At 60.8% G+C, this 25630-nt stretch carries 23 protein-coding genes; 17 read left to right on the top strand and 6 right to left on the bottom strand.

The window, feature by feature from the left end:
- The first annotated feature begins 255 nt into the window (after window positions 1-255).
- The 3 genes from gltB to hemE all read left to right on the top strand — a co-directional run bounded on the left by gltB (window position 256) and on the right by hemE (window position 7472).
- A complete protein-coding gene (gene gltB / locus PMI01S_RS27060) occupies window positions 256-4701 on the top strand; it encodes a glutamate synthase large subunit (RefSeq protein WP_084323149.1) in 4446 nt (1481 codons plus the stop codon).
- 33 nt (window positions 4702-4734) lie between these two features.
- Entirely contained in the window at window positions 4735-6153 is a 1419-nt protein-coding gene (locus PMI01S_RS27055) for a glutamate synthase small subunit GltD family protein (protein WP_084323148.1), read from the top strand.
- A 251-nt stretch (window positions 6154-6404) separates the two neighbouring features.
- Window positions 6405-7472, top strand: a complete 1068-nt coding sequence (hemE, locus tag PMI01S_RS27050) for a uroporphyrinogen decarboxylase (protein ID WP_008025187.1) — start codon at window positions 6405-6407, stop codon at window positions 7470-7472.
- Between the two features lie 5 nt (window positions 7473-7477).
- Here the strand turns inward: hemE and PMI01S_RS31780 are convergent, their stop codons facing one another.
- On the bottom strand, window positions 7478-7765 hold the full coding sequence (locus PMI01S_RS31780) for a hypothetical protein (RefSeq protein ID WP_084323147.1): 288 nt from the start codon (window positions 7763-7765) through the stop codon (window positions 7478-7480).
- Between PMI01S_RS31780 and gbpA the strand changes: the two genes are divergently transcribed.
- The 13 genes from gbpA to PMI01S_RS26980 all read left to right on the top strand — a co-directional run bounded on the left by gbpA (window position 7764) and on the right by PMI01S_RS26980 (window position 19194).
- Window positions 7764-9230 (top strand): N-acetylglucosamine-binding protein GbpA, encoded by a 1467-nt coding sequence (gbpA, locus tag PMI01S_RS27040; protein ID WP_084323146.1) that lies wholly within the window; start codon window positions 7764-7766, stop codon window positions 9228-9230. The two genes, PMI01S_RS31780 and gbpA, sit on opposite strands and share 2 nt — an antisense overlap.
- 77 nt (window positions 9231-9307) lie before the next feature.
- Window positions 9308-9850, top strand: coding sequence for a cytochrome b (locus PMI01S_RS27035; protein ID WP_084323145.1), 543 nt, complete (start codon window positions 9308-9310; stop codon window positions 9848-9850).
- Entirely contained in the window at window positions 9847-10356 is a 510-nt protein-coding gene (locus PMI01S_RS27030; RefSeq protein ID WP_084323144.1) for a hypothetical protein, read from the top strand. The genes PMI01S_RS27035 and PMI01S_RS27030 overlap by 4 nt, the downstream gene beginning before the upstream one ends.
- Window positions 10357-10364: 8 nt before the next feature.
- Window positions 10365-12293, top strand: coding sequence for a type II secretion system secretin GspD (gene gspD / locus PMI01S_RS27025; protein WP_084323143.1), 1929 nt, complete (start codon window positions 10365-10367; stop codon window positions 12291-12293).
- On the top strand, window positions 12290-13762 hold the full coding sequence (gene gspE / locus PMI01S_RS27020) for a type II secretion system ATPase GspE (protein ID WP_084323142.1): 1473 nt from the start codon (window positions 12290-12292) through the stop codon (window positions 13760-13762). The genes gspD and gspE overlap by 4 nt, the downstream gene beginning before the upstream one ends.
- Window positions 13763-13765: 3 nt before the next feature.
- Window positions 13766-14974, top strand: coding sequence for a type II secretion system inner membrane protein GspF (gspF, locus tag PMI01S_RS27015; RefSeq protein WP_084323141.1), 1209 nt, complete (start codon window positions 13766-13768; stop codon window positions 14972-14974).
- 3 nt (window positions 14975-14977) lie between these two features.
- Window positions 14978-15433: a type II secretion system major pseudopilin GspG gene (gspG, locus tag PMI01S_RS27010; protein ID WP_084323140.1), complete on the top strand. Its 456-nt coding sequence runs from the start codon at window positions 14978-14980 to the stop codon at window positions 15431-15433.
- 3 nt (window positions 15434-15436) lie between these two features.
- Entirely contained in the window at window positions 15437-15904 is a 468-nt protein-coding gene (gspH, locus tag PMI01S_RS27005) for a type II secretion system minor pseudopilin GspH (RefSeq protein WP_084323139.1), read from the top strand.
- Window positions 15897-16280, top strand: coding sequence for a type II secretion system minor pseudopilin GspI (gspI, locus tag PMI01S_RS27000; RefSeq protein ID WP_084323138.1), 384 nt, complete (start codon window positions 15897-15899; stop codon window positions 16278-16280). The genes gspH and gspI overlap by 8 nt, the downstream gene beginning before the upstream one ends.
- Window positions 16273-16815: a type II secretion system protein GspJ gene (locus PMI01S_RS26995; RefSeq protein ID WP_084323137.1), complete on the top strand. Its 543-nt coding sequence runs from the start codon at window positions 16273-16275 to the stop codon at window positions 16813-16815. The genes gspI and PMI01S_RS26995 overlap by 8 nt, the downstream gene beginning before the upstream one ends.
- Entirely contained in the window at window positions 16812-17663 is an 852-nt protein-coding gene (locus PMI01S_RS26990; protein ID WP_084323136.1) for a type II secretion system protein GspK, read from the top strand. Before PMI01S_RS26995 ends, PMI01S_RS26990 begins: the two co-directional genes overlap by 4 nt.
- Entirely contained in the window at window positions 17660-18766 is a 1107-nt protein-coding gene (gene gspL, locus PMI01S_RS26985; protein ID WP_084323135.1) for a type II secretion system protein GspL, read from the top strand. Before PMI01S_RS26990 ends, gspL begins: the two co-directional genes overlap by 4 nt.
- Window positions 18763-19194: a type II secretion system protein M gene (locus tag PMI01S_RS26980; protein ID WP_084323134.1), complete on the top strand. Its 432-nt coding sequence runs from the start codon at window positions 18763-18765 to the stop codon at window positions 19192-19194. The genes gspL and PMI01S_RS26980 overlap by 4 nt, the downstream gene beginning before the upstream one ends.
- A 155-nt stretch (window positions 19195-19349) precedes the next feature.
- On the opposite strand, the gene PMI01S_RS26975 is transcribed toward PMI01S_RS26980, so the two are convergent.
- Window positions 19350-20627 (bottom strand): MFS transporter, encoded by a 1278-nt coding sequence (locus PMI01S_RS26975; RefSeq protein WP_084323133.1) that lies wholly within the window; start codon window positions 20625-20627, stop codon window positions 19350-19352.
- A gap of 118 nt (window positions 20628-20745) precedes the next feature.
- Here PMI01S_RS26975 and PMI01S_RS26970 point away from each other — a divergent pair, with 118 nt between their 5' ends.
- Entirely contained in the window at window positions 20746-21648 is a 903-nt protein-coding gene (locus tag PMI01S_RS26970) for a LysR family transcriptional regulator (protein ID WP_084323132.1), read from the top strand.
- Between the two features lie 410 nt (window positions 21649-22058).
- Here the strand turns inward: PMI01S_RS26970 and PMI01S_RS26965 are convergent, their stop codons facing one another.
- The 4 genes from PMI01S_RS26965 to PMI01S_RS26950 all read right to left on the bottom strand — a co-directional run.
- Window positions 22059-23285: a beta-ketoacyl-ACP synthase gene (locus PMI01S_RS26965; RefSeq protein ID WP_084323131.1), complete on the bottom strand. Its 1227-nt coding sequence runs from the start codon at window positions 23283-23285 to the stop codon at window positions 22059-22061.
- Window positions 23285-24013 (bottom strand): 3-oxoacyl-ACP reductase FabG, encoded by a 729-nt coding sequence (gene fabG, locus PMI01S_RS26960; protein WP_084323130.1) that lies wholly within the window; start codon window positions 24011-24013, stop codon window positions 23285-23287. The genes PMI01S_RS26965 and fabG overlap by 1 nt, the downstream gene beginning before the upstream one ends.
- Window positions 24010-24471 (bottom strand): hotdog family protein, encoded by a 462-nt coding sequence (locus PMI01S_RS26955; RefSeq protein ID WP_084323129.1) that lies wholly within the window; start codon window positions 24469-24471, stop codon window positions 24010-24012. Before PMI01S_RS26955 ends, fabG begins: the two co-directional genes overlap by 4 nt.
- On the bottom strand, window positions 24468-25630 hold a 1163-nt coding region (locus tag PMI01S_RS26950; RefSeq protein ID WP_139811122.1), incomplete at its 5' end, for a beta-ketoacyl-[acyl-carrier-protein] synthase family protein. The genes PMI01S_RS26955 and PMI01S_RS26950, both read right to left, overlap by 4 nt.

Genomic DNA, 25630 nt, shown 5'->3' with positions numbered 1-25630 from the left:
CGTTACAGTAGTCTTTGAGTCGTTGCGGTCAGAATTAAAAAAGTTTTGACTAGCACAGCAGATCGCTTTAAACCTTTCACAAATGCGACATGGATTTGCGACAGTTCGTCGTCAAATTTGTGAGCGTCTGTGTCGCTGTGTACAATGACCACCCTTTTGCCCCCGCTAAGCCGGCGTACGTTCGGCGTGGAATGCAAGTGGTTGAATTGAAAAGAAATTTGCCTTGATAAGAGGCAGCCTGGTGAGAAAGTGTCTATGAAAGCAGGTCTGTACCAACCAGATGAATTCAAGGATAACTGCGGTTTCGGCCTGATAGCCCATATGCAGGGCGAGCCCAGTCATACCCTTTTGCAAACGGCCATCGAGGCCCTGACCTGCATGACCCACCGCGGTGGGATCAACGCCGACGGCAAGACCGGTGACGGTTGCGGTCTGCTGATTCAAAAGCCGGATGTGTTCCTGCGTGCGATCGCCCAGGAAACCTTCGGCGTCGAATTACCCAAGCAATACGCAGTGGGCATGGTTTTCTTCAATCAGGACCCGGTCAAAGCCGAAGCCGCTCGCGAGAACATGAACCGCGAGATCCTGGCTGAAGGCCTGACCCTGGTCGGCTGGCGCAAAGTGCCGATCGATACCAGCGTCCTCGGCCGCCTGGCCCTTGAGCGCCTGCCGCAGATCGAGCAGGTCTACATCGGCGGTGAAGGCCTGAGCGATCAGGACATGGCGATCAAGCTGTTCAGCGCCCGTCGTCGCTCGTCCGTGGCCAACGCCGCCGACGTCGATCACTACATCTGCAGCTTTTCCCACAAGACCATCATTTATAAAGGCCTGATGATGCCGGCGGATTTGACCGCCTTCTATCCAGACCTCAGCGATCAGCGCCTGCAAACCTCGATTTGCGTGTTCCACCAGCGCTTCTCCACCAACACCTTGCCGAAATGGCCGCTGGCCCAGCCATTCCGCTTCCTCGCCCACAACGGCGAGATCAACACCATCACCGGTAACCGCAACTGGGCCCAGGCCCGTCGCACCAAGTTCACCAATGATCTGATGGATCTGGAAGAACTCGGCCCGCTGGTCAACCGCGTCGGTTCCGACTCCTCGAGCATGGACAACATGCTCGAGCTGATGGTCACCGGTGGCATCGACCTGTTCCGTGGCGTGCGGATGATCATTCCGCCTGCGTGGCAGAACGTCGAAACCATGGACCCGGACCTGCGTGCGTTCTACGAATACAACTCGATGCACATGGAACCGTGGGACGGCCCGGCCGGCGTGGTAATGACTGACGGTCGTTACGCGGTGTGCCTGCTCGACCGTAACGGTCTGCGCCCGGCGCGTTGGGTCACTACCAAAAACGGTTTCATCACCCTGGCGTCCGAAATCGGTGTCTGGAACTACCAGCCTGAAGACGTGATCGCCAAGGGCCGCGTTGGCCCGGGCCAGATCTTTGCCGTGGACACCGAAACCGGTCAGATCCTCGACACCGATGCCATCGACAACCGCCTGAAGTCCCGTCATCCGTACAAGCAATGGCTGCGCAAGAATGCCCTGCGCATCCAGGCGACCATGGAAGACAACGACCACGGTTCGGCGTTCTACGATGTCGACCAGCTCAAGCAGTACATGAAGATGTACCAGGTCACGTTCGAAGAGCGCGACCAGGTTCTGCGTCCGCTCGGCGAGCAAGGCTACGAGGCCGTTGGCTCGATGGGCGACGATACGCCGATGGCCGTGCTGTCCCAGCGCGTGCGTACGCCGTACGACTATTTCCGCCAGCAGTTCGCGCAGGTCACCAACCCGCCGATCGACCCGCTGCGTGAAGCCATCGTCATGTCGCTGGAGATCTGCCTCGGTGCCGAGCGCAACATCTTCCAGGAGTCGCCGGAACACGCTTCGCGCGTGATCCTCAGCTCGCCGGTCATTTCCCCGGCCAAATGGCGCTCGCTGATGAACCTCGATCGTCCGGGCTTCGAACGCCAGATCATCGACCTCAACTATGACGAAAGCGTCGGCCTCGAAGCCGCGGTGCGCAACGTCGCCGATCAGGCTGAAGAAGCCGTTCGCGCCGGGCGCACCCAGATCGTCCTGAGTGACCGTCACATTGCCCCGGGCAAGTTGCCGATCCACGCTTCCCTGGCCACCGGCGCGGTGCACCACCGCTTGACCGAAAAAGGCCTGCGTTGCGACTCCAACATCCTCGTGGAAACCGCTACCGCTCGCGACCCGCATCACTTTGCGGTACTGATCGGTTTCGGCGCCTCGGCGGTCTATCCGTTCCTGGCCTACGAAGTGCTGGGTGACCTGATCCGCACCGGTGAAGTGCTGGGCGACCTCTATGAGGTGTTCAAGAACTACCGCAAAGGCATCACCAAAGGCCTGCTGAAGATCCTGTCGAAGATGGGTATCTCGACCATCGCCTCCTACCGCGGAGCACAATTGTTCGAAGCGATCGGCCTGTCCGAAGAAGTCTGCGACCTGAGCTTCCGTGGCGTGCCAAGCCGCATCAAGGGTGCACGTTTCGTCGACATTGAAGCCGAGCAGAAAGCCCTGGCCGCTGAGGCCTGGAGCCCGCGCAAGCCGATCCAGCAAGGCGGTCTGCTGAAGTTCGTCCACGGTGGCGAATATCACGCGTACAACCCGGACGTGGTCAACACCCTGCAAGCCGCTGTGCAGCAGGGCGACTACAGCAAGTTCAAGGAATACACGTCGCTGGTGGACAACCGTCCGGTGTCGATGATCCGCGACCTGTTCAAGGTCAAGACCCTGGACACGCCGCTGGACATCAGCGAGATCGAACCGCTGGAATCGGTGCTCAAACGCTTCGACTCCGCCGGCATCTCCCTCGGCGCGCTGTCGCCGGAAGCTCACGAAGCCCTGGCCGAAGCCATGAACCGCCTCGGTGCGCGTTCCAACTCCGGCGAAGGCGGCGAAGACCCGGCGCGCTACGGCACCATCAAGAGCTCGAAAATCAAGCAAGTCGCGACCGGCCGTTTCGGTGTCACTCCGGAATACCTGGTCAACGCCGAAGTGCTGCAGATCAAGGTCGCTCAGGGCGCCAAGCCCGGCGAAGGCGGTCAGCTGCCAGGCGGCAAGGTCAACGGTCTGATCGCCAAGCTGCGTTACGCAGTGCCGGGCGTGACTTTGATTTCGCCTCCGCCGCACCACGACATCTATTCGATCGAAGACTTGTCGCAGCTGATTTTCGACCTGAAACAAGTCAACCCGAAGGCCCTGGTCTCGGTAAAGCTGGTGGCAGAAGCGGGCGTCGGCACCATCGCCGCCGGTGTAGCCAAGGCCTACGCGGACTTGATCACCATCTCCGGCTACGACGGCGGCACCGGCGCATCGCCGCTGACGTCGATCAAATACGCGGGCGCGCCGTGGGAACTCGGCCTGGCCGAAACCCACCAGACCCTGCGTGGCAACGACCTGCGCGGCAAAGTCCGGGTGCAGACCGACGGCGGCCTGAAAACCGGCCTCGACGTGATCAAGGCGGCTATCCTCGGCGCTGAAAGCTTCGGCTTCGGCACCGCGCCAATGATTGCGCTGGGCTGCAAATACCTGCGAATCTGCCACCTGAACAACTGCGCCACCGGCGTCGCGACTCAGAACGAGAAGCTGCGCAAGGATCACTACATCGGTACCGTCGACATGGTGGTGAATTTCTTCACCTACGTCGCCGAAGAAACCCGTGAGTGGCTGGCCAAGCTGGGCGTGCGCTCCCTCGAAGAGCTGATCGGCCGTACCGATCTGCTGGAAGTCCTCGAAGGCCAGACCGCCAAGCAGAACCACCTTGACCTGACCCCGTTGCTCGGCAGCGATCACATCCCGGCGGACAAACCACAGTTCTGCCAGGTCGACCGTAACCCGCCGTTCGACAAAGGCCTGCTGGCCGAGAAAATGATCGACATGGCCACCTCGGCCATCAACGACATGAGCGGCGCCGATTTTGCGCTGGATATCTGCAACTGCGACCGTTCGATCGGTGCGCGGATTTCCGGGGAAATTGCGCGCAAGCACGGCAACCAGGGCATGGCGAACGCGCCGATCACCTTCCGCTTCAAAGGGACGGCCGGTCAGAGCTTCGGTGTATGGAACGCCGGCGGCTTGAACATGTACCTGGAAGGCGACGCCAACGACTACGTCGGCAAAGGCATGACCGGCGGCAAGCTGGTCATCGTTCCGCCCAAGGGCAGCGTCTACAAGACTCAGGACAGTGCGATCATCGGCAACACCTGCCTGTACGGCGCCACCGGCGGCAAATTGTTCGCGGCCGGCACTGCGGGCGAGCGTTTCGCAGTGCGCAACTCCGGTGCTCACACCGTGGTTGAAGGCACGGGCGATCACTGCTGCGAGTACATGACCGGTGGTTTCGTCTGCGTGCTGGGCAAGACCGGTTACAACTTCGGCTCAGGCATGACCGGCGGTTTCGCCTACGTGCTCGACCAGGACAACACCTTCGTTGACCGGGTCAACCACGAACTGGTGGAAATCCAGCGGATCAGCGGCGAAGCGATGGAAGCCTACCGTAGCCACCTGCAACGTGTGCTGAACGAGTACGTCGAGGAAACCGACAGCGAGTGGGGTCGTGAACTCGCGGAAAACCTCGATGACTATCTGCGCCGTTTCTGGTTGGTCAAGCCGAAGGCTGCCAGCTTGAAAACGTTGCTTTCCAGCACCCGTGCCAACCCGCAGTGATATGCGCCTGAAGAGTTTGATGAGGTTTTAACAATGGCTGAACGTCTGAATAACGACTTCCAGTTCATCGACGTCGGGCGCAAAGATCCGAAGAAGAAACTGTTGCGTCAACGCAAGAAAGAGTTCGTGGAAATCTACGAACCCTTCAAACCCCAGCATTCGGCCGATCAGGCCCACCGCTGCCTGGGTTGCGGTAACCCGTATTGCGAATGGAAGTGCCCGGTGCACAACTTCATTCCGAACTGGCTGAAACTGGTGGCCGAGGGCAACATCCTCCAGGCCGCCGAGCTGTCGCACCAGACCAACACCCTGCCGGAAGTGTGCGGCCGGGTGTGCCCGCAGGACCGTCTGTGCGAGGGTGCCTGCACCCTCAACGACGGCTTCGGCGCGGTGACCATCGGTTCGGTGGAGAAGTACATCACCGACACGGCGTTCGCCATGGGCTGGCGCCCGGACATGTCCAAGGTCAAGCCGACCGGCAAACGTGTCGCGATCATCGGCGCAGGCCCGGCCGGCCTGGGTTGTGCTGACGTGCTGGTGCGCGGCGGCGTGACCCCGGTGGTGTTCGACAAGAACCCGGAAATCGGTGGTCTGCTGACCTTCGGCATCCCCGAGTTCAAGCTGGAAAAGACCGTGCTGAGCAATCGCCGCGAAGTCTTTACCGGCATGGGGATCGAGTTCCGCCTGAACACCGAAGTGGGCAAGGATGTGTCCGTCGAGCAACTGCTCGAAGAATACGATGCCGTGTTCATGGGCATGGGCACCTACACCTACATGAAGGGCGGCTTTGCCGGTGAGGACTTGCCGGGCGTGCATGACGCGCTCGACTTCCTGATCGCCAACGTCAATCGCAACCTGGGCTTTGAAAAGTCGCCGGAAGATTTCGTCGACATGAAAGGCAAGAAGGTTGTGGTGCTGGGCGGTGGCGACACGGCGATGGACTGCAATCGTACGTCGATCCGCCAGGGCGCCAAGTCGGTGACTTGCGCCTATCGTCGTGACGAAGCGAACATGCCGGGCTCGCGCAAAGAGGTGAAGAACGCCAAGGAAGAGGGCGTGAAATTCCTCTACAACCGCCAGCCGATTGCCATCGTTGGCGAAGACAAGGTCGAAGGCGTGAAGGTGGTCGAGACCCGTCTCGGCGAACCGGACGCTCGTGGCCGTCGCAGCCCCGAGCCGATCCCGGGTTCCGAAGAGATCATCCCGGCCGACGCCGTGGTCATCGCTTTTGGTTTCCGTCCAAGCCCGGCGCCGTGGTTCGAGCAGTTCAGCATCCAGACCGACAGCCAGGGCCGCGTTGTGGCGCCGGAACAAGGTCAGTACAAGCACCAGACCAGCAACCCGAAAATCTTCGCCGGTGGCGATATGGTTCGCGGTTCCGACCTGGTGGTGACGGCGATCTTCGAAGGCCGCAATGCGGCTGAAGGGATCCTGGACTACCTGGGCGTCTGATCACTTTCCAAAACTGGAATGCGATCAAAATGTGGGAGCGGCCTTGCTCGCGAAGGCGGTTTGTCAGTCAACATCTCTGTTGAATGTGACGGCCTCTTCGCGAGCAAGCCCGCTCCCACATTGGTTTATGGTGTCGGGAAGACCGCATTCCACCGCGACAAATTGACCCGATAGACAAAAGGCTGACCTGCATCCGTGCCTTTTGCCTCGCGCTCTGAGAAAATGCCCGCACTTTTTTTCCGGATGCCGACATGACTGCCCTGAAGAACGACCGTTTCCTTCGCGCCCTGCTCAAGCAACCCGTAGACGTCACCCCTGTGTGGATGATGCGTCAGGCCGGTCGCTACCTGCCGGAATACCGCGCCAGCCGTGCCAAGGCCGGCGACTTCATGAGCCTGTGCATGAACCCGGCGTTCGCTTGCGAAGTCACGATGCAACCGCTCGACCGCTACCCGCAACTGGACGCGGCAATCCTCTTCTCGGACATCCTGACCATCCCCGATGCCATGGGCCAGGGCCTGTACTTCGAAACCGGTGAAGGCCCGCGCTTCAAGAAAGTCGTCAGTACGATGGCCGACATCGAAGCCCTGCCGATTCCTGATCCGCACAAAGACCTCGGTTACGTGATGGACGCGGTCAGCACCATCCGCCGCGAACTGAACGGCCGCGTGCCGCTGATCGGCTTCTCCGGCAGCCCCTGGACGCTGGCCACCTACATGGTCGAAGGCGGTTCGTCGAAAGACTTCCGCAAGACCAAAGCCATGCTCTACGACAACCCGCAAGCCATGCACCTGCTGCTGGACAAGCTGGCGCAGTCGGTCACTTCTTATCTCAACGGCCAGATCATGGCCGGTGCGCAAGCGGTGCAGATCTTCGACACGTGGGGCGGCAACCTGTCGGCAGCGGCGTATCAGGAGTTCTCACTGGCCTACATGCGCAAAATCGTCAGCGGCCTGATCCGCGAGCACGAAGGCCGCAAGGTTCCGGTCATTCTGTTCACCAAGAACGGCGGTCTGTGGCTGGAAAGCATTGCCGACGCGGGTGCTGATGCCCTGGGCCTGGACTGGACGTGCGATATCGGCAATGCCCGGGCTCGCGTTGGCGACAAAGTTGCCTTGCAAGGCAACATGGACCCGACCGTGCTCTACGCCAAACCGGAAGCCATACGCACCGAAGTCGGACGGATCCTCGCCAGCTATGGCAAGGGCAGCGGGCACGTATTCAACCTCGGTCATGGCATTACGCCGGAAGTCGATCCGGAGCATGCGGGCGCGTTCCTGCGCGCGGTGCATGAGCTGTCGGCGCAGTATCACGAGTAAACATTTCAAGGTTCCATCCAGCCTGTCCGGTCAATGCCGGGCAGGCTTTTTTTTGCCTGAAAAACGTATGCCAGCCTAATCCGTTTCTGCTTGTAAGAATGTTTTCTCTCTTTGTCAGATAAGCGAAGAGAGAGATTAATCCCCATGTAATCGGCGACTTGTCCTACATAGAACTCGCGCTCATCCCAGTAAGGTTTCAGACCTTCGTTCGGTGCCGCACACCGAATGGAATTACGAACAGCGGCGCCCACAAGGCGCCTTATTTTTCGATAAGTAGTCTGGAACACAATCATGAAAAAAACGTTCTACAAGGGAGGTGCATTCACTGCATGCGCCTCTCCAATGATCCTGTTATCGGCAATGTTGGCGTCTCAAACTGTTTCAGCCCATGGCTATCTTGAAGTACCACCTTCACGGGCATTGCTTTGCCAGAAAGGCTTGAACACCAACTGTGGCGGCGCGCAATACGAACCTCAAAGTGTTGGTGAAACCTTCAAAGGTTTCCCGGCCGGTGTTGGCGGTGCTCCTTTGCAAGGGCCGATCGACGGCAAGATTCCGAGTGGCGGTCATCCATCGTTCTCCGCGATGGATGCCCAGTCCGCCACCCGTTGGCACCTGACAGAAATCAAGGATCGCACCATCGATTTCCAATGGCGCTACACCGCGGTTCACCCGGCAACCAAGCACGAGTACTTCATCACTCGCAACGGCTGGAACCCGAACGAGTCGCTGAAACGTGCCACCTTCGAAAGCACCCCGTTTTGCACCAAAGATGGCGCCAATCAGAAGCCTGAGTCTGGTGACAAGCACAACTGCACCATCCCGGCAGACAAATCCGGCCAGCATGTGATTCTGGCGATCTGGACCGTCGGCGATACCGACGCAGCGTTTTACAACGCGGCCGATGTGAACATTATTGCGGAAGCAGAATTGCCGGGTGGCTGGACTTCCGTTGGCGGTATCGCGCCGTCGACGTCGTTGCTGACCGGTGACAAGGTCAAGGCCCGTGCATTCTCTGCCAACGGTGTCAGCCCGGATTACGACGTTGAAATCACCATCGCCACTGCCGAAGAAGGCTCGCCAAACAACTGGGCGTTCAAACTGGCAGAAAAAATCAACACCACTCACACACTCATCCGCGCCGGTATTCGTGATGAGAGCGGCAACATCGAACCGGTCCGGGGCAACAACACCCTCTACGCCCAAAAAGAAAGCGGCGTAACCCGTTACGAAGTTCAGCTGGACATGAAGGAAGACGCCGCAGCACGGATGTCGGTAGCTTCTCAGCAAGCTGAATACGTATTGGAAAAAGGCCAGGCTAAAGTCGACTTCAGCATGATCTCGAATCGCCCGATGAACGTCGAAGCGACCTTGTTCGACGAGAACAACAAGCCGGTCGGCTCCGTGACGAAACAGGTGGAAAGCGGTCCGACCTGGCTGGGTATGGATGTTCGCAGTAATCCCGGCAAACACACGCTGACACTGGTCGGCACTACCCTGGATGGCCGTACTACTCGCCAGGACACCCAGCCGACCAACATGACCGGTGAAGGCGCTGGCGTCGAGCATGACTTCGTGTTCCCCGAAGGCCTCAGCGAGTACACCGCCGGGACCAAAGTGCTGCAGCCGAAGACCAATGAAGTCTTCGAATGCAAGCCATTCCCCGAGTCGGGCTACTGCAAGCAATACACCCCGAACGCCAATGGTTTTGAACCTGGCGTCGGTGCGCACTGGCATATGGCGTGGAACAAGCTTTAAGCCCGCCGTAACACTTCAGGCGATCCGCGAATGGATCGCCTGAAGGTTCATTCTCTTGTTGAAAATCGAGTTTAAAAATGACGGTTTTGGGTTATTCCACCCAACGCGTATGGCTGCACTGGTTATCGGCGGCAGTCATCGTCTGGACCCTGATTTCCGGTTTTTTTGTGGCCTGCGTCGACGTGTCCCCACAGCTGGCGCAATGGGTCGCTTTTCTCAATGTGTCGCTGACCACGGTGTTCATACCGTTTTTCGTCTGGCGCTTATTCATTTTCGCCTCTCATGCCCGGCATATCAGCGTGAGGGCCTTTAGCTTCATGGAAAAACTCGGACTATTCGCGCACACGCTGATCTATCTCATCGTCAGTATCGTGCTGGTCACCGGCGTCTTGATGATGGATCGCCCGATCGACGTGTTCGGCCTGGTCGAAATAACTCAGCCTCTGAGCGATCCTGAGCTCATCTCCCGCTTTCTCGTCATTCATGTTTGGGCCTGTGTCGTCCTTTCATTGCTCATCGTGCTGCATGTCGGCGCGGTCGTTGTCCATGAGCTGTGCGGCCACCGAGTGCTGCGGCGAATGTCATTGTGCAGCATTGTTCGAAGTGAACGGCCCGAGTGAACAGGCGCCTGAACACACTCTGCCTGTTGGTTTTATCCGTCGGTTACGCCGCATTTTTGGTGTGGCAGGAATGGGGCTTTCGCAAAAGCCTTGCCTCGCCGTTGTCGTTCGCTGCGACCGTGCCGACGCCACCGTCCCGTGCGCCCCTCGATACCACAGCGATTGCAACGGTGCTCGGTCTGGCGACTGAAACCACATTGCTGCCCAGTGCCGAGCTGCTGACCTTGCAGGCGAGTTTTGTCCTCGGCACCGGGTTGTCCAGAGCGTTACTGGCGGACGCTCAAGGTGCGCGGATTTACCAGGTGGGGGATCAGTTGCCGGGTGGCAGCGTCCTGCGTCGTGTCGAGGTCAATCAAGCGGTGTTGTGGAACAAGGGTCGAGAAGAGGTGCTGACGTTGCAGACCTCTTCCGCGGGTTTCCTGCGTCAACTCGACTCAGCATCCCAGCCACAGACACCCGTCAGTGCTACGCGTTTTCTACGCCCTCTTTCCGGGCCGCCAGAGTGATCACACCCATGAACAGCTTCATCGGCGCGCATCCCCTGCGCACCCTTCTTTTTCTGGCCGCTTTGGCGACGACGCTCTTTCACGACACGTTGCAAGCCGATGAAGAAAAATGGCAACTGGCGATGAACAATGCCGAGTTGCGCGACATCGTTGAAGAAATCTCGACCATTCTCGGGACCACGGTGGTGCTCGACCCCAGAGTGTCCGGGCGCATCACCGTCATGTCCCGCCAGGCCCTCGACCGCGAGGGCGTTCGCCGGTTGTTTTATTCGGTGCTCGATGCCCATAACTTTACGGTGATCGACGAAGGTGACCGCATTCTGATCACGCCAGTCACCGAGGCGAAAACCCGTGCAGGCCAAGGCACTGCAAAAAACGCCACGGCGTCGCAGTTCGTCACTCGGGTCATCGAACTGAACACCAGCAGTGCCTCCGATATTGCCGGGCTGGTCCGGCCGTTGGTGTCGGTCAATGGTTACGTCGGCCCATCGGTGTCGGCCAATGCGCTGGTCGTCACCGATACGGCGGCCAATGTGGAGCGCATTGCCAAGGTCGTGGGTCAGCTGGATTCGGGGCAGAACAACCTGCATGCCGTGGTGCAGATGCATCACGCCCAAGCCGCCGACGTGATGACGATCATTGAGTCTTCGCTGGGCAAGCGCAACGCAGATACGCCGATCCAAGTGCTTGCCGACACCAGAACCAATCGACTGATCCTCATTGGTCCACCGTCGGTGCGCCAGCGCCTGATCGACCTCGCACGCAGTCTCGATACGCCCGCCACCGCATCCCTCGACAATGCCCGGGTCATTCGCCTGCGCCACAGCGATGCCAAGCAGTTGGCCGAAGTGCTCGAAACCATGGGGCAGGCCCGAAAACAGGCATCAACCTTGGGCGGCGTGAAGGATAACTCGTCCGGCGCGACGTTCATGGTCAAGGCCGACGAGAGCCAGAATGCGCTGGTGCTGATCGCCGAGCCCGCGCAAATCCGCACCATCGAAAACATCGTGCGCCAGTTAGACCAGCCCCGGGCCCAAGTGCTGATCCATGCCGCCATCGTCGAAATCTCCGGAGACATCGCCGAAGCCGTCGGCGTCCAGTGGGGCATCAGCAGCGGCGACGCGAAGGGCTTTATCAACTTCCCCGGCACTGACATTCCGATCATTGGCGGGCTGACCTTCGACGAAAAAAAGTCGGCCCCGGAAGGCGCGCTCCTGCAACTGGGCAATGACCGCTTTGGTGCGTTGATTTCGGCGTTGGCCAGCAACACCCACAGCAATCTGCTTTCCACACCGAGTCTGCTGACCCTGGACAATCAGGAAGCGGAAATCATCGTCGGTCAAAACGTGCCGTTCAAGACGGGCTCCTATGCCACCAACAGCAACGGTGCGGACAATCCGTTTACCACCGTCGAGCGCAAGGACGTCGGCATCAGCCTGAAAATCAAGCCGTACATCAACGAAGGTTCGACGTTGCGCCTGGAGGTAGAGCAGGAGGTTTCGGACATTGCACCGTCGGTGTCCGGTATCGATTCTTCCGACCTGATCACCAACAAGCGTGCACTCAAAAGCACCATTCTCGCCGACGATGGCGAGATCATCGTGATCGGCGGCTTGATCCGCGACAGCGTTCGAACCCAGCAAAGCGGCGTGCCGCTGCTGCGCAATATTCCTTACTTGGGCGCACTGTTTCGCTGGACCCGGGACACGCAAACCAAAAGCAATCTGATGGTCTTTTTGCGGCCCACCATCGTGCGCAGCAAGGAAGATCTGGCCGACGTGAGCCAGCAGCGTTACAACGCGCTGCGCAAGCTGAGCCAGCCGGGCGCGCACGGGAACAACTCGTTGTTGCTGCCGGCAGAATCGCGTCAGTTGTTCGACCCGGCGATCGATGCGCCCGTGTTTGATTTACGCAAGCAAACCCCGGTTACGCCATGAGCGAAAAAATCGAACAGTTGCCTTTCGGTTTCGCTCGGCGTTTCGGTGTTCTGCTGGCGTGCGAGGGGCCCGACTTGAGTCTTGTGCTGCGGGCCGATACGCCGCTGACAGCGCTGTCGGAAGCGCGTCGGGTGTGTGGACGGAACCTGCCGATCCTGGTGCTGGATGCCGATGCGTTTGCCATGCGTCTGGCCGCCGCTTACCGAGAAGGTCAGAGCGCGGCAGAGCAGGTGGCCCAGGGGCTGGACGACGAACTGGATCTGCTCAGCCTGGTCGATCAAGTTCCGCAGACTGCCGACTTGTTGGAGCAGCAGGGCGACGCGCCGATCATCCGGCTGATCAATGCCCTGCTCAGCGAAGCCGTGCGCGAGCATGCCTCGGACGTGCACCTGGAAACCTTCGAACACTCGCTGTCGGTGCGCATGCGGGTCGACGGGCAATTGCGCGAAATGCTCAGGCCCCGGCGTGAACTGGCGACGTTGCTGGTGTCGCGGATCAAGGTCATGACGCGTCTGGACATTGCTGAAAAACGTATCCCGCAGGACGGTCGAATGGCCCTGCGACTGGCCGGGCACGAAGTCGATGTGCGGGTCTCGACGTTGCCGTCGGCGCACGGTGAACGGGTGGTGCTGCGGTTGCTCGACAAACAGGCCGGGCGCCTCGATTTGCAGCGACTCGGCATGCCTGCCGACACCCTCGCGGCGTTGCGCCAGTTGCTTGGCAAACCTCACGGCATTCTGCTGGTAACCGGGCCCACCGGCTCCGGCAAGACCACCAGTCTGTATGCCGCGTTGAGCAGCCTGAACGATCAGACACGCAACATTCTCACGGTCGAAGACCCCATCGAATATCACCTGTCGGGTGTGGGGCAGATGCCGGTCAATCCGAAAGTGGACATGACCTTCGCCCGAGGCTTGCGGGCGATTCTGCGTCAGGATCCGGACGTGGTGATGGTCGGCGAAATCCGTGATCGCGAAACGGCAGAAATCGCCGTCCAGGCCTCGCTGACCGGTCACTTGGTGCTCTCGACGTTGCACACCAACAGCGCGGTGGGCGCGGTGACGCGGCTGGTGGACATGGGGGTTGATGCCTACCTGCTGGCGTCGTCGCTGGTGGGCATTCTGGCCCAGCGCTTACTGCGTACGTTGTGCCCGCATTGCAAGGCGTCGTTTCGCGCCGATGCGGCCATGTGTCAGCGTCTCGGGCTTGATGCGGCGGCGCCACCGCTGCTGTTCAGTGCGGTGGGGTGTGAGCAGTGCCAGCACGGTTATCGAGGGCGGATTGGAATCTACGAACTGATCAGCGTCACGCCGGCCGTGTCGGCGCTGATTCATCAAGGCGCCACTGAGCAGGCGTTGATCGATGAGACGCGCAAGGTCTCCCGCAGCCTGTTTCAGGACGGTCGGCAAAGGGTACTCGCCGGCGTGACCAGCCTCGACGAGTTACTGCGCGTGACCCAGGAGGACTAGCGCGTGCCGACATTCGATTACCGCGCTGACGATGCCCAGGGCCGACGCTGCAAGGGCCGACTGGAAGCCGACAGCCCCCGTCATGCCCGACAACTGATGCGCGAGCGTGGTTTGTGGCCGCGTGAATTGAATGAGGTCAGCACGGGCGGTCCCGCCGGTGCGCAACCCCGCAGCGGACGTTTGGGGGCGGCTGAACTGGCGCTGATGACGCTGCAGTTATCCACGTTGGTTCAGGCCGGTCTGCCTTTGGAAGAAGCACTGGAAGCGGTGACCAAACAAAGTGCCAGGCGCAAGGTTGCCGGGCTGTTGTCGGCAGTCCGCAGCCGGGTGATGGAAGGGCATGCTCTTTCAACCGCGCTGGGGCTGTTTCCCAAGGCGTTCCCCGAGTTGTTTCGCGCCACCGTCGCGGCCGGTGAGCGTTCCGGGCACTTGGGTCATGTGCTGGAGCAACTGGCGGCGTACACCCAGGCGCGTCAGGCCTCGCGGCAGAAAATCCAGATGGCCTTGGTCTACCCGATGATCCTGATGCTGGCCAGCGTGGCGATCGTGGGTTTCCTGCTCGGTTACGTGGTGCCGGACGTGGTGAAAATTTTCGTCGACAGCGGCCAGCCGCTGCCTTGGCTGACTCAAGCGCTGATCGGTTTGAGCGACGGTCTGCGCAACCATTTCCTGGCATTGATGGGCGTGCTGGCGACGTTGATCGGTGTCTGGCGCTGGAGTTTGCGTCAGCCGCTCTGGCGCCTGCGCTGGCATCGCCTGGCGTTGAAACTGCCGGTAGCCGGCGAGGTGTTGCGGGCGATGGAAGCCGCACGGTTTGCCAGCACTCTGGCGATCCTCGGCAAAAGTGCCGTGCCGCTGGTGGATGCGCTGGAAATCGCTGCCGCTGTCATCGGCAATCTGACCATTCGTGCACGCATGGTCGATGTCGCCCGCTCCGTACGCGAAGGCGGAACCCTGACCCGGGGCCTGGAACTCAGCGGTGACATCCCGCCAATGATGCTGCACATGATCGCCAGCGGCGAACGCGCAGGCGAACTCGATCACATGCTGGTACGGGCCGCCGAGCAACAGGAAAACAGCCTGGCGGCGCGCATCGCGCTGGTCGTGAGCCTCTTCGAACCGGCCATGCTGGTGCTGATGGGCGGCGTCGTGCTGCTGATCGTCATGGCCATCCTTCTACCGATTCTCAGCCTCAACCAATTGGTGAATTGACCCATGCAACCTTTACGCAGTAACTCACGCCGCGGGCAACGCGGTTTTACCCTGATCGAAATCATGGTGGTGGTCGTGATCATCGGCGTGCTGGGGGCCATCGTGGTGCCGCAGTTCATGAGCCGCCCCGACCAGGCCAAGGTCACCGCGGCAAAAATCGATATCCAGGCGATCGCCACCGCCCTGGAAATGTACCGCCTCGACAATTTCCACTACCCCTCGACGCAGCAAGGGCTGGAAGCCTTGAGCAAACGACCTTCGGGCATGCCGGCGGCGAGGAACTGGAACCCTCAGGGTTACCTGAAAAACCTGCCGGTCGACCCGTGGGGCACGCCCTATCAGTTTCTCAATCCTGGTGTGCAATCCATCGACGGCAGCTACGACTTGTATTCCCTGGGTTCCGATGGCGTGGTGGGCGGCGAAGGGCATGCGACCGATATCGGCAATTGGGGCAACTGATTCATGCGCCAGCGTTGCCGCGGGTTTACCTTGCTCGAGTTGATGATCGTGATCGTTGTGATCGGCGTGCTGCTGTGCATGGTGAGTCTGGTGGTCGGCCCGAATCCGCTGCGTCAGGCGCAGCACGAAGCGCACGGGATGGCAGGTCTGATTCAACAGCTGCGTGAACGGGCGGTGCTGGATGGCGAGGAATACGGCCTGCGGCTCAGTGACAGCGGTTACCGCGCGATGCGCCTCGATGCTCGAGGCTGGGAGCCGGTGGCTGCGTTTTACACGTGGCCGGAAACCCTGCGGCTACACCTTGAGCAGGATGGGCATTCCCTGATGCTGGGGGCCGATGAGGGACCGCCGCAATTGCTGATGCTCAGCAGCGATGAGACCAGCGCCTTCACGCTGACGTTCGCGACCCGGGACAGCACGCTCCTGAGTCTTTCGAGCGATGGCCTGGGCGAGGCTGTGATTGATGGATAGGGGGCTGTCGCGGGCACGTACGCGTGGGTTCACGCTGCTGGAAATCATGGTGGCCCTGGCGGTCTTCGCGACGCTGGCGGCGGCCGTGCTGTCGGTGAGCCAATACGTGTTGAAGCAGACCGGCGCGGTCGAGGAACGACTCTTCGCCGCCTGGCTGGCCGATAACCATTTGAATGAATTGCGCCTGCAACCCGGGTTGGCCCTCGGTCAACAGCAACGCGTGGTGCACATGGATCGCCGCGACTGGCTGTTGCGCCAGCACATCAGCGCATCGACTGACCCGCGACTGCTCAAGGTCGACGTTGACGTCAGCCTTTCCGGGCGCGAGCAAACCTTGCACCGCGCCACTGGCTGGATACCTGATCGTCATGAATAGGCAATCCGGTTTCACCTTGCTGGAGCTGGTGATCGCCATGGCGATATTCGCGTTGCTCGGCCTGGCCAGTTGGGGGTTGTTCGATGGTGTCGTGCGCACGCAGAAAGGCACGACGGCCCACGAACGGGAGTTTCGACGGCTGCAACGGGCGGTGGCGGTGATTGAGCGGGACTTGTTGCAGGTTACCGAACAGCCTGTCGTGCTCCAGCCAACGGGGCTGCAATTGCAGCGCAGCCACTGGCGCAATCCTCTGGACCAGCCCCGCAGCGAGCGCCAGACACTGACGTACCGACTCGACAACGGAGTGCTGTGGCGTGAAAGCCAGGGTGAAGGTACGCCCATCATGCAGCGACAAAAACTGCTCGACGATGTTCGGGACTTGAGCTGGCGCTTGTTCGATCGTCAAACCGGATGGCGCAGCAAGTGGCCGGCTGGAAAGGATCTGAGGGCACCGATGGCCGTGGAGCTGCAAGTGTCGGTGGGCCGTTTCGAGGCGATCCGTCGGGTGCTGCTGTTGCCGGGCGCGTTGCCATGAACGGGCGTCAACGGGGCATCGCGTTGATCAGTGTGTTGCTGGTGATGAGTCTGGCGCTGTTGATCACCAGCGGCCTGCTGCGCAGTCATCGGCTGTCGTTGCAAAGCAGCGGGAAATCGATGCATCACATTCACTTGCGGCAACTCGCGAGTGCCGGGGAAACCTGGGCGCTTTTGCAGCTACAGGACGCCGCGAATGCTTCGCAAAAAAACGTCGATCTGACCCAGGACTGGGCGCGGACGATGCCCGACTTCGACATCGAGGGCGCGCAGTTGCGCGTCGATATCGAAGACCTCGCCGGGCGGTTCAATCTCAATTCACTGTTGATTCAGGGCCAGATAGATCAGGTCACCCTTGATCGTTGGGGGCGCTTGCTCGAGCTGCTCGATCTTGCGCCGTTGCCACTGAGTCAGGTCGGTGCATTACAGGAGCTGAACCAGCTGCGCCTGCTTCCAGGTGTCGACGGCCCGCTGTTGCGTCAACTGGAACCCTGGGTCGCGGTGCTTCCCGCAGACGCCGCTCTGAACATCAATACCGCGCCGGCTCTGGTATTGAGGGCACTCGATGGCGTGGAGGCGACGACCGCCGAGGCGTTGGTCCGGCAGCGGTCGGCAACTGCATGGGCGAGCGTTCAGGCCTTTACTCAGGACCCGCTGCTCGCCGGCGCAGGCCTGAGCAGTCATGGGCTGGGCACCGGCAGCCGTTGGTTTCGGATCACGGTGCAGGTCATTCAGGGGCAGAGCCGTTTGTTGCTGGCCACTGATGTCGAGCGAGATCCCGACACGCACCACTTCAAGATCCTGCAACGACGTCTTCTTCCTTCGAGTACTCATGAGATGCCGCGATGAACACCTGGCTTTACCTGAACGCCGAGGGCCTTGCCGAGCCGTCGCCCGACTGGCCGTGCTGCCTTTGGTCTTCAACCGGCCAACGTCAGCACATGCCATTGAAACAAGTCGCACAGGCACTGAACGGGCAAACGGTCGATCTGCTGTTGCCCATGGAAATGTGCAGTTGGGTGCGCAGCGATCCGTGGCCTTCCAGGCGTCAGCCCGCTGCGCAAGCCATCGCGTTTGCCGTAGAAGATCAACTGAGTGACGCGCTGGAAAAATTGCACCTTGGCATCGGCGCTCGCGACCGGCAGAGGTGCTACCCGGTGATGGTGATCGGTCGCGAGCGATTCGCCGCTGTGCTCGCGCTGTTGACCGAGTCGGATGTTGGCGTCCGATCCGTCTTTGTCGATGCCGATGTATTGCCCGGGGCTGAGGCGGTCGTCGTTCGATGGTTCGGTCGATGGCTGATCGGCGGCGGGATGCCGGCCCGCGTGGCCGTATCGGATGACGGGCTGGCCTCGCTCAGACCTGCCTTGCCCCCGGATATCCGGTGGATCGACGAGCGTCACGACGCGGTCGATGTCGACCAGTGCCTGAGCCTTCGCCACTCCCAGGCCATCAACCTGCTGCAAGGAGCCTTCGCCCCGCGCAGCAAGCGTCTGCCCTGGCACATCGGTGGTTTGGCGTTACTGATGCTGTTGCTGTTGACCTGGGGCGCCAGCGCAACGCGAATCCATTTTCTCGAGGGTGAAACCCGTCGGCTCTACAGCCAGAACGAGCAGCGCTTCAAGGCGCTTTACCCTGACCAGAGCCGCATCGTGGATCTGGCGACGCAACTGCGGGTGCTGCAGAGCCAGACCGCCGAGCCGGAGAAGACGCGTATCACCGGTTTGGTGGATCTGGTCGAGCAGGTCATCGGCGCGAGTCATGTCGAAGTGCGGCGCATCGAGCTTCGTGCAGGCGACGGCTGGAAAGTCCAGCTGACCGCCAACAGTTTTGCCGAGCTTGAGCAACTGCGTGAGCGCGGGCGGCAGCAAGGTGTGCCGGTCAGGGTCGACAGTGCGAGCAAAGAGCGCAATCGCGTGCAGGCGACACTGGTCGTGGAGGACAACACATGAAGGCCGTCTGGCAACGCTTGTCCATTCGAGAGCAACGACTGCTGCTGGCTGTGGGCGCATTTTTGCTGGCGGTCGTGGTGTTCAGCCTGATCTGGCAACCGACCCGTCAGCGTCTGGAAGCCGTCGAGCGTCGGCATCAACAGCAATTGGCCCTGGCTGCGCAGCTGCAACGGGCGCAACCCCGAAATACCAGTGCGGTCGTCGCTGATCAGCCCTTGTCGTTGCGTATCAGCGAGAGCGCCGCAGCGGCGGGGCTCGAACTGCACCAGATGGATGCCGATAACGACCTGTTGCGGTTGACCCTCAGCGGGGATGCGAAGACGCTGCTGCAATGGCTGGATCGTGCCGAGCGGGATGGGGCTTTGGTGCAATCGCTGGTGCTGGAAAAGCGTGATGCGGTGCTTGAGGCGCGGGTGGTGCTCAGGTAGTTGCGGTTGGCGGTCTTTGCGGGCGACAACCGCCACAGCAACGCGAGGCGGCCTTCGGGCCGGCCTGGCTCTTTGATCGTACGCATTCCCCCTGTGAGAGCTAGCAGGCTATCTCCCACAGGGGATCGGCGTACGACTTCAGCTTTTGATCGGGTTTAAACCTGGGCAGCCCCGGGCAACAGCGGCAACTTCGCCAGCTTCAACGCAATCAACAACGCCACCACCAGCAACGCGCCGATAAACAGCCCGATCCCGTTCCATCCACCCAAGTGCCAGAACACCCCACCCGCCGTGCCGGCGATGCTCGACCCGGCGTAGTAACTGAACAGATACAGCGACGATGCCTGCCCCTTGGCTTTGGTGGCGCGGCGGCCGATCCAGCTGCTCGCCACCGAATGCGCGCCGAAGAAACCGAAGGTGAAAATCAGCATGCCGATGATCACCAGCGGCAGTGGCGTGAACATCGTCAGGGCCAGGCCGGCGAGCATCAGCACGATAGTGGCCCAGAGCACCTGGCGTCGGCCCAGCTTGTCTGCCAATGCACCGATTTTCGCCGAGCTGTAGATGCCCGACAGGTACACCACCGAGAGCAGCCCGACGAAGGCCTGGTCCATATGGTACGGGTCGGCCAGCAGGCGATAACCGATGTAGTTGAACAGCGTGACGAACGCGCCCATCAGCACAAAGGCTTCGAGAAACAACAACGGCAAACCGGCGTCGCGAAAGTGCATGGTGAAGCCTTCGAGCAGACTGCGCGGGTGCAGCGAGCGGGCGCGGAAGTTGCGCGATTCGGGAAGGATCTTCCAGAACACCGCCGCCGCGATCAGCGCCAGGCTGCCGATCACCAGCATCGCCGTGTGCCAGCTGACGAAGTCGATCAACACCCCGGTAATCAAGCGTCCGCACATTCCGCCGATGGCGTTGCCGCCGATGTACAGGCCCATTGCCAGGCCGATGTGTTGCGGATGGATCTCTTCACTCAGGTACGTCATGGCGACCGCCGCCAGGCCGCTCAACGACAACCCGATCAGCGCGCGCATCACCAGCACGCCGTGCCAGCTCGGCATCATCGAACTGGCGATGGTGCACAGCGCCGCGGCAAACAGCGCCGCCACCATCACCGGTTTGCGCCCGACACGGTCGGAGATCGGGCCAGTGATCAGCAAACCGATGGCGAGCATGCCGGTGGCCACCGAAAGAATCAGACTGCTCTGGGCTGCGTTAATGGAATATTCGTGGGAAAGCAGCGGCATCATCGGCTGCACGCAGTACAGCAGCGCGAAGGTCGCGAAGCCGCCGGAGAATAAGGCCAGTACCGTACGCATGAACATCGGCGTGCCTTTTTCGATGTAGATTTCCTTGAGCTCGGCGACGGCATCGTCCAGCGCGGCGGGCGGAACTTCGTGGGCGAGTGGGGCGACAGCAGTTTTCACTTCAGACCTCGGGGCAGGCAGCCGGTCAGGCGATGAAAAAAGCATATAGCTGCCTAATGATTCAATCCAATATATTGTTCGACCTGTTTAAGAGGTTTTGCGACCTAATGGAGTTTTCATGGAATTGCGTCACCTGCGCTACTTCATCGCCGTCGCCGAAGAATTGCACTTCGGTCGCGCCGCTCAGGTGCTGGGCATCTCGCAACCGCCGTTGAGCCAGCAGATTCAGGCGCTGGAGCAGGAAGTCGGTGCGCGATTGTTCGAGCGTACCAATCGTCGGGTCGAGCTCAGTGAGGCCGGGCGATTGTTTCTGGAAGAAGCCCGGTTGGTGTTGGCGCAGGTCGACAAAGCGGCGGATGTGGCGCGGCGGGCGCAGTTGGGTGAGCTGGGGGAGTTGAAGATTGGCTTCACTTCGTCGGCACCGTTCAACTCGACCATTCCCCAGGCAATTTTTTCGTTTCGCCAGCGCTTTCCGGCGGTGCATTTGAACTTGCGCGAAATGAGCAGCACCCAAGTGGCCGAGGCGCTGGTGGACGAGTCGATCGAGGTCGGGATCATGCGGCCGTTGGGGCTACCGGACTCGCTTAGCGTGGTGGAGTTGATGCGCGAGCCGCTGGTGGCGGTGCTCAGTTCCAAGCATCCGCTGGTTCAGGACAGTGAAGCGGGATTGTTTCTGTCGGCGTTGGCGCTCGAACCGTTTGTGTTTTTCCCACGCAGTTATGGCAGCGGCTTGTACGCTCAGTTGTTGAGCCTGGCGCGGGACGCCGGTTTCAGCCCGCACTTCGCGCAAGAGGCGGGTGAGGCCATGACCATTATCGGTTTGGTGGCGGCGGGGTTGGGTGTGTCGGTGTTGCCGGCGTCTTATCAGCGGATGCGGATAGATGGTGTGGTCTATCGGCCGCTGCTCGATCCTGAGGCGGTTTCGGCGGTGTGGCTGGTACAGCGCAAGGATCAGAAATCCCCCATGGCCAAGGCGTTTGTGGAGCTGTTGACGCGTAAGGTCGAACCCCTCAAGTCATGAACGACCCGAACCTGTAGGAGCCGGCTTGCTGGCGATGGCGGATTGTCAGTTGGCATTGATGTCGACTGATCCACCGCTATCGCCAGCAAGCCGGCTCCTACAGGTTTTTTATCGTGTCCATTTGCATGCCGAACAGTCAGGCAATTTCATTCCTGCACTTTGATGGTAGCTGTGCGTAAGGCGCCGATACCGACAATCACACCCTGCCGGGAATTCAACAGTCGATCATGCTTGGGGAGCTGGCGGTAAACCGTGTGCTGGATAACCTCGATCCATCCTGGGCAACCATCGTCGTGATGTCCTGAACCTGTAGGAGCCGGCTTGCTGGCGATGGCGGTGGATCAATGAATATTGATGTCGCCTGACACTCCGCTATCGCCAGCAAGCCGGCTCCTACAAGGATTGCGTCGTCACGACCAGCGCTTAAAAATCAGCGAAGTATTAACCCCGCCAAACGCAAAATTATTGTTCATCACATACTGATTGCTCATCTGCCGAAACTCGCCGCGCAGGTAATCAAGCTTGCCGCAATGCGGATCAACTTCATCAAGATTGAAGGTGTGCGCGTACAAATCGCTGTTCATCATTTCGATGCTGAACCAGGACTCCAAAGCACCGCAGGCGCCGAGTGTGTGGCCGAGGAAACTCTTCTGCGAACTGATCGGCATGTGCTCACCGAACAGCGAACTGGTGGCCAGCGTTTCAGCGATGTCGCCCTGTTCGGTCGCGGTGCCGTGACCGTTGACGTAGCCAATGTCCGACGGCTGCAACCCGGCGTCTTCGAGGGCCAGTTCCATGGCCCGGCGCATGGTGGCCTGCTCTGGGCGAGTGGTGTGCTGGCCGTCGGCGTTGCTGCCGAAACCGACCAGTTCAGCATGGATGTGCGCGCCGCGAGCCAGTGCATGTTCCAGTTCTTCAAGCACCAGCATGCCGCCGCCTTCACCGATCACCAGGCCATCGCGACCGCTGTCGTAGGGGCGTGGCGACGTCTGCGGCGCGTCGTTTTTCAGGCTGGTGGCGTAGAGCGCGTCGAAGACCATGGCTTCGGTGGGGCACAGCTCTTCGGCTCCGCCAGCGAGCATCAAGGGCAGGCGGCCGAACTTGATCGATTCGTAGGCGTAACCGATGCCCTGACTGCCGCTGGTGCAGGCGCTTGAGGTGGGGATCAGCCGGCCGGTGAGGCCGAAGAAGATGCTGATGTTCGCCGCCGTGGTGTGCGGCATCATGCGCACGTAGGAGTTGGCGTTCAGGCCTTCGGCCACGGAGTTGAGCAGCATGTTGCCGAACGCCTTGATCTCGTCGGTGCTGCCCGTGGAGGAGCCGCACGCGACGCCCATGCGTCCGTCCTTGATCGATTCGTCACCCAGCAAACCCGCATCGGCCAGCGCCTGTTCTGCCGCGCCGACGGCCAGGCGCGAAACCCGGCCCATGCTGCGCAGTTGCTTGCGGGTCCAGTGGTTCGGCACCTTGAAGTCATCGATGGGCCCGGCCAGGCGCGTGTTGAGTTCGGTAAAACGATCCCACTCGTCCATCCGGCGGATGCCGCTGCGGTTGGCCGCGAAGTTGGCGGCGATGGTTTTCCAATCGCTGCCCAATGAGGTGATGCCGGCCATGCCGGTGACGACGACGCGCTTCATCAGCACAGGCCTCCGTTGACGGCCAGCACTTGCCGGGTGATGTACGACGCTTCCGTCGACATCAGGAAGTTCACCGCGCCGGCCACCTCTTCCGGGGTGCCCATGCGTTGTGCGGGAATCATTTTCATCAGTTCTTCCACGGGTACGTTTTCGTCGAGCATGGCTGTGTCGATCAAGCCGGGTGCGACACAGTTGACGGTGATTTTGCGCTTGCCCAGCTCGATCGCCAACGCCTTCGCCGCGCCGATCAAACCGGCCTTGGAGGCGCTGTAATTGACCTGCCCGCGATTGCCGATCAACCCCGAAACCGACGTGATACAGACGATTCGCCCGGCGGCGCGACGTCGGATCATCGGCATCATCACCGGGTGCAGCACGTTGTAGAAACCGTCGAGGTTGGTGCGCATCACCACATCCCAATCATCCTCGCTCAGCGCTGGAAAAGCACCGTCGCGTGTCAGGCCGGCATTCAGCACCACGCCGTAATAGGCGCCGTGGCTTTCCACGTCGGCTTCGAGAACGGCTTTGCAACGGGCGCGGTCGGACACATCGAATTGCAGGATGCGCGCGTTGCGGCCCAAGGCTTCGACTTCGACTTTCACGGCCTCAGCGTCCGCCAGCCCGCTGCGGCAATGCAGCACGATGTCGTGCCCGGCCTGAGCCAGACGCAGTGCAATAGCGCGGCCGATGCCACGGCTGGAACCGGTGACCAGTACGGATTCAGTCATGACTGGATTCCTGAGGGTTCGTTAAGGTATTGAGCGGCCTGAGGCGGGCGAAACACGTTCAGACGAGCGGTGGCGTGAATGCCGGGGGCGTTGATGTGGCATTCGAACACGCCCATGCCGTTGTCGTCTTCCAGCGAACGCATCCCGTGGATGGTCAGCTCGGTGCCGGCGGGAAAATGTTCGACGTTGCATTCAAATTTACGGGTGCCGAGCAGGAAACCCAACGCCACTGCATCGCCTCGCTGGCGCGCATGGCAACCGGCGTAGGCGGCCACGCTCTGCGCCATCAATTCGATGCCGACCCACGCCGGCAGGCTGCCGTCAGGACGACTGAACAGACCATCGGGCTTGACGGTAAGGCGGGTGTGGATCTGCTCGTCATCGAACGCCAGGATCTGATCGATGAGGATCATGTCGCCAGCGTGCGGCAGCAGTTCGGCGAGCGGCCAGTCAATCATGGGGCATCTCCGATAATCAGGCTGACGTTATTGCCCCCGAAGGCAAAGGAATTGCTCATCAGGTAGCGAGGTGCAATGGACGCCAGGCGATTGGCCGGGGTCACCCAATTCAGGACCGGCAGTTCGGGGTCGGGTTGGCCGTCCCAGACGTGTGGCGGCAGCGCATGGTTTGGATTGTCAGCGCTCAGGCTCAACCAGCAGAACGCCGCTTCCAGTGCGCCGGCTGCACCGAGGGTGTGGCCGGTCATCGGTTTGGTCGACGAACAGGGTACACCGGCCGGGAACAATGCCGACACCGCCAGGCTTTCCATGGCGTCGTTGTGTTGAGTGGCGGTGCCGTGCAGGTTCAGGTAACCGATCTGTTCAGGTTGCAGGTTCGCCCGACTCAAGGCTTTGCGCATCGCCTGCAGGGCGCCGCGGCCGGTCGGCTCCGGTGCGGAAATGTGGTGCGCATCAGAGCTGGCGCCACTGCCCAACAGGGCAATCGACTGTTTGTCGCCAGCAATTTTAGTCATCAGGAACAGCGCCGCGGCTTCGCCGATGTTGATGCCATGGCGGTTCACCGAAAACGGGTTGCAGCGTTGTTCGGACACCGCTTCCAGCGCCGAGAACCCATTGAGGGTCAGTTTGCACAAAGTGTCGACGCCGCCGCACAGCACCGCGTCGCACAGGCCCAGGTCCAGCAGGCGCTGGGCACTCATCAACGCTCGGGCGCTGGAGGTGCAGGCGGTGGAAATCACATAGGCCGGGCCGCTCAGTTGCAGCCAGTCGGCGAGAAAATTCGCCGGTGCACCGAGTTCCTGTTGCTGATAGTCGTATTCGACGGGGAACTGATGTTCGCGGATGTAATGAGCCAGCCCGCGACTGGCTTCATCGATGCCGGAGGTGCTGGTGCCGAGGATCACGCCGATGCGGTCGCGGCCGTAAGTCTGGATCGCTTGATCGATGTCGTCGCGAATTTGCAGCGCCGCTTCCAGCAGCAATTGGTTGTTACGGCTGCTTTGATTCGCCAGTTCTGCCGGAATCGGCGCCAGTTCGCCGCGCACCGCGGCCACCGGCAACGAGCGCTCCGGCACCCAGCCGGCCTCGCTGCGCATGCCGGAGCAATCGCCGGCGAACAGGTTGTGTGCAACTTCCTGCTTGCTGCGGCCCAGGGCGC

Source organism: Pseudomonas migulae NBRC 103157 (assembly GCF_002091715.1).
Taxonomy (GTDB): domain Bacteria; phylum Pseudomonadota; class Gammaproteobacteria; order Pseudomonadales; family Pseudomonadaceae; genus Aquipseudomonas; species Aquipseudomonas migulae_A.
This window is presented reverse-complemented; position numbering and strand designations above follow the sequence as displayed.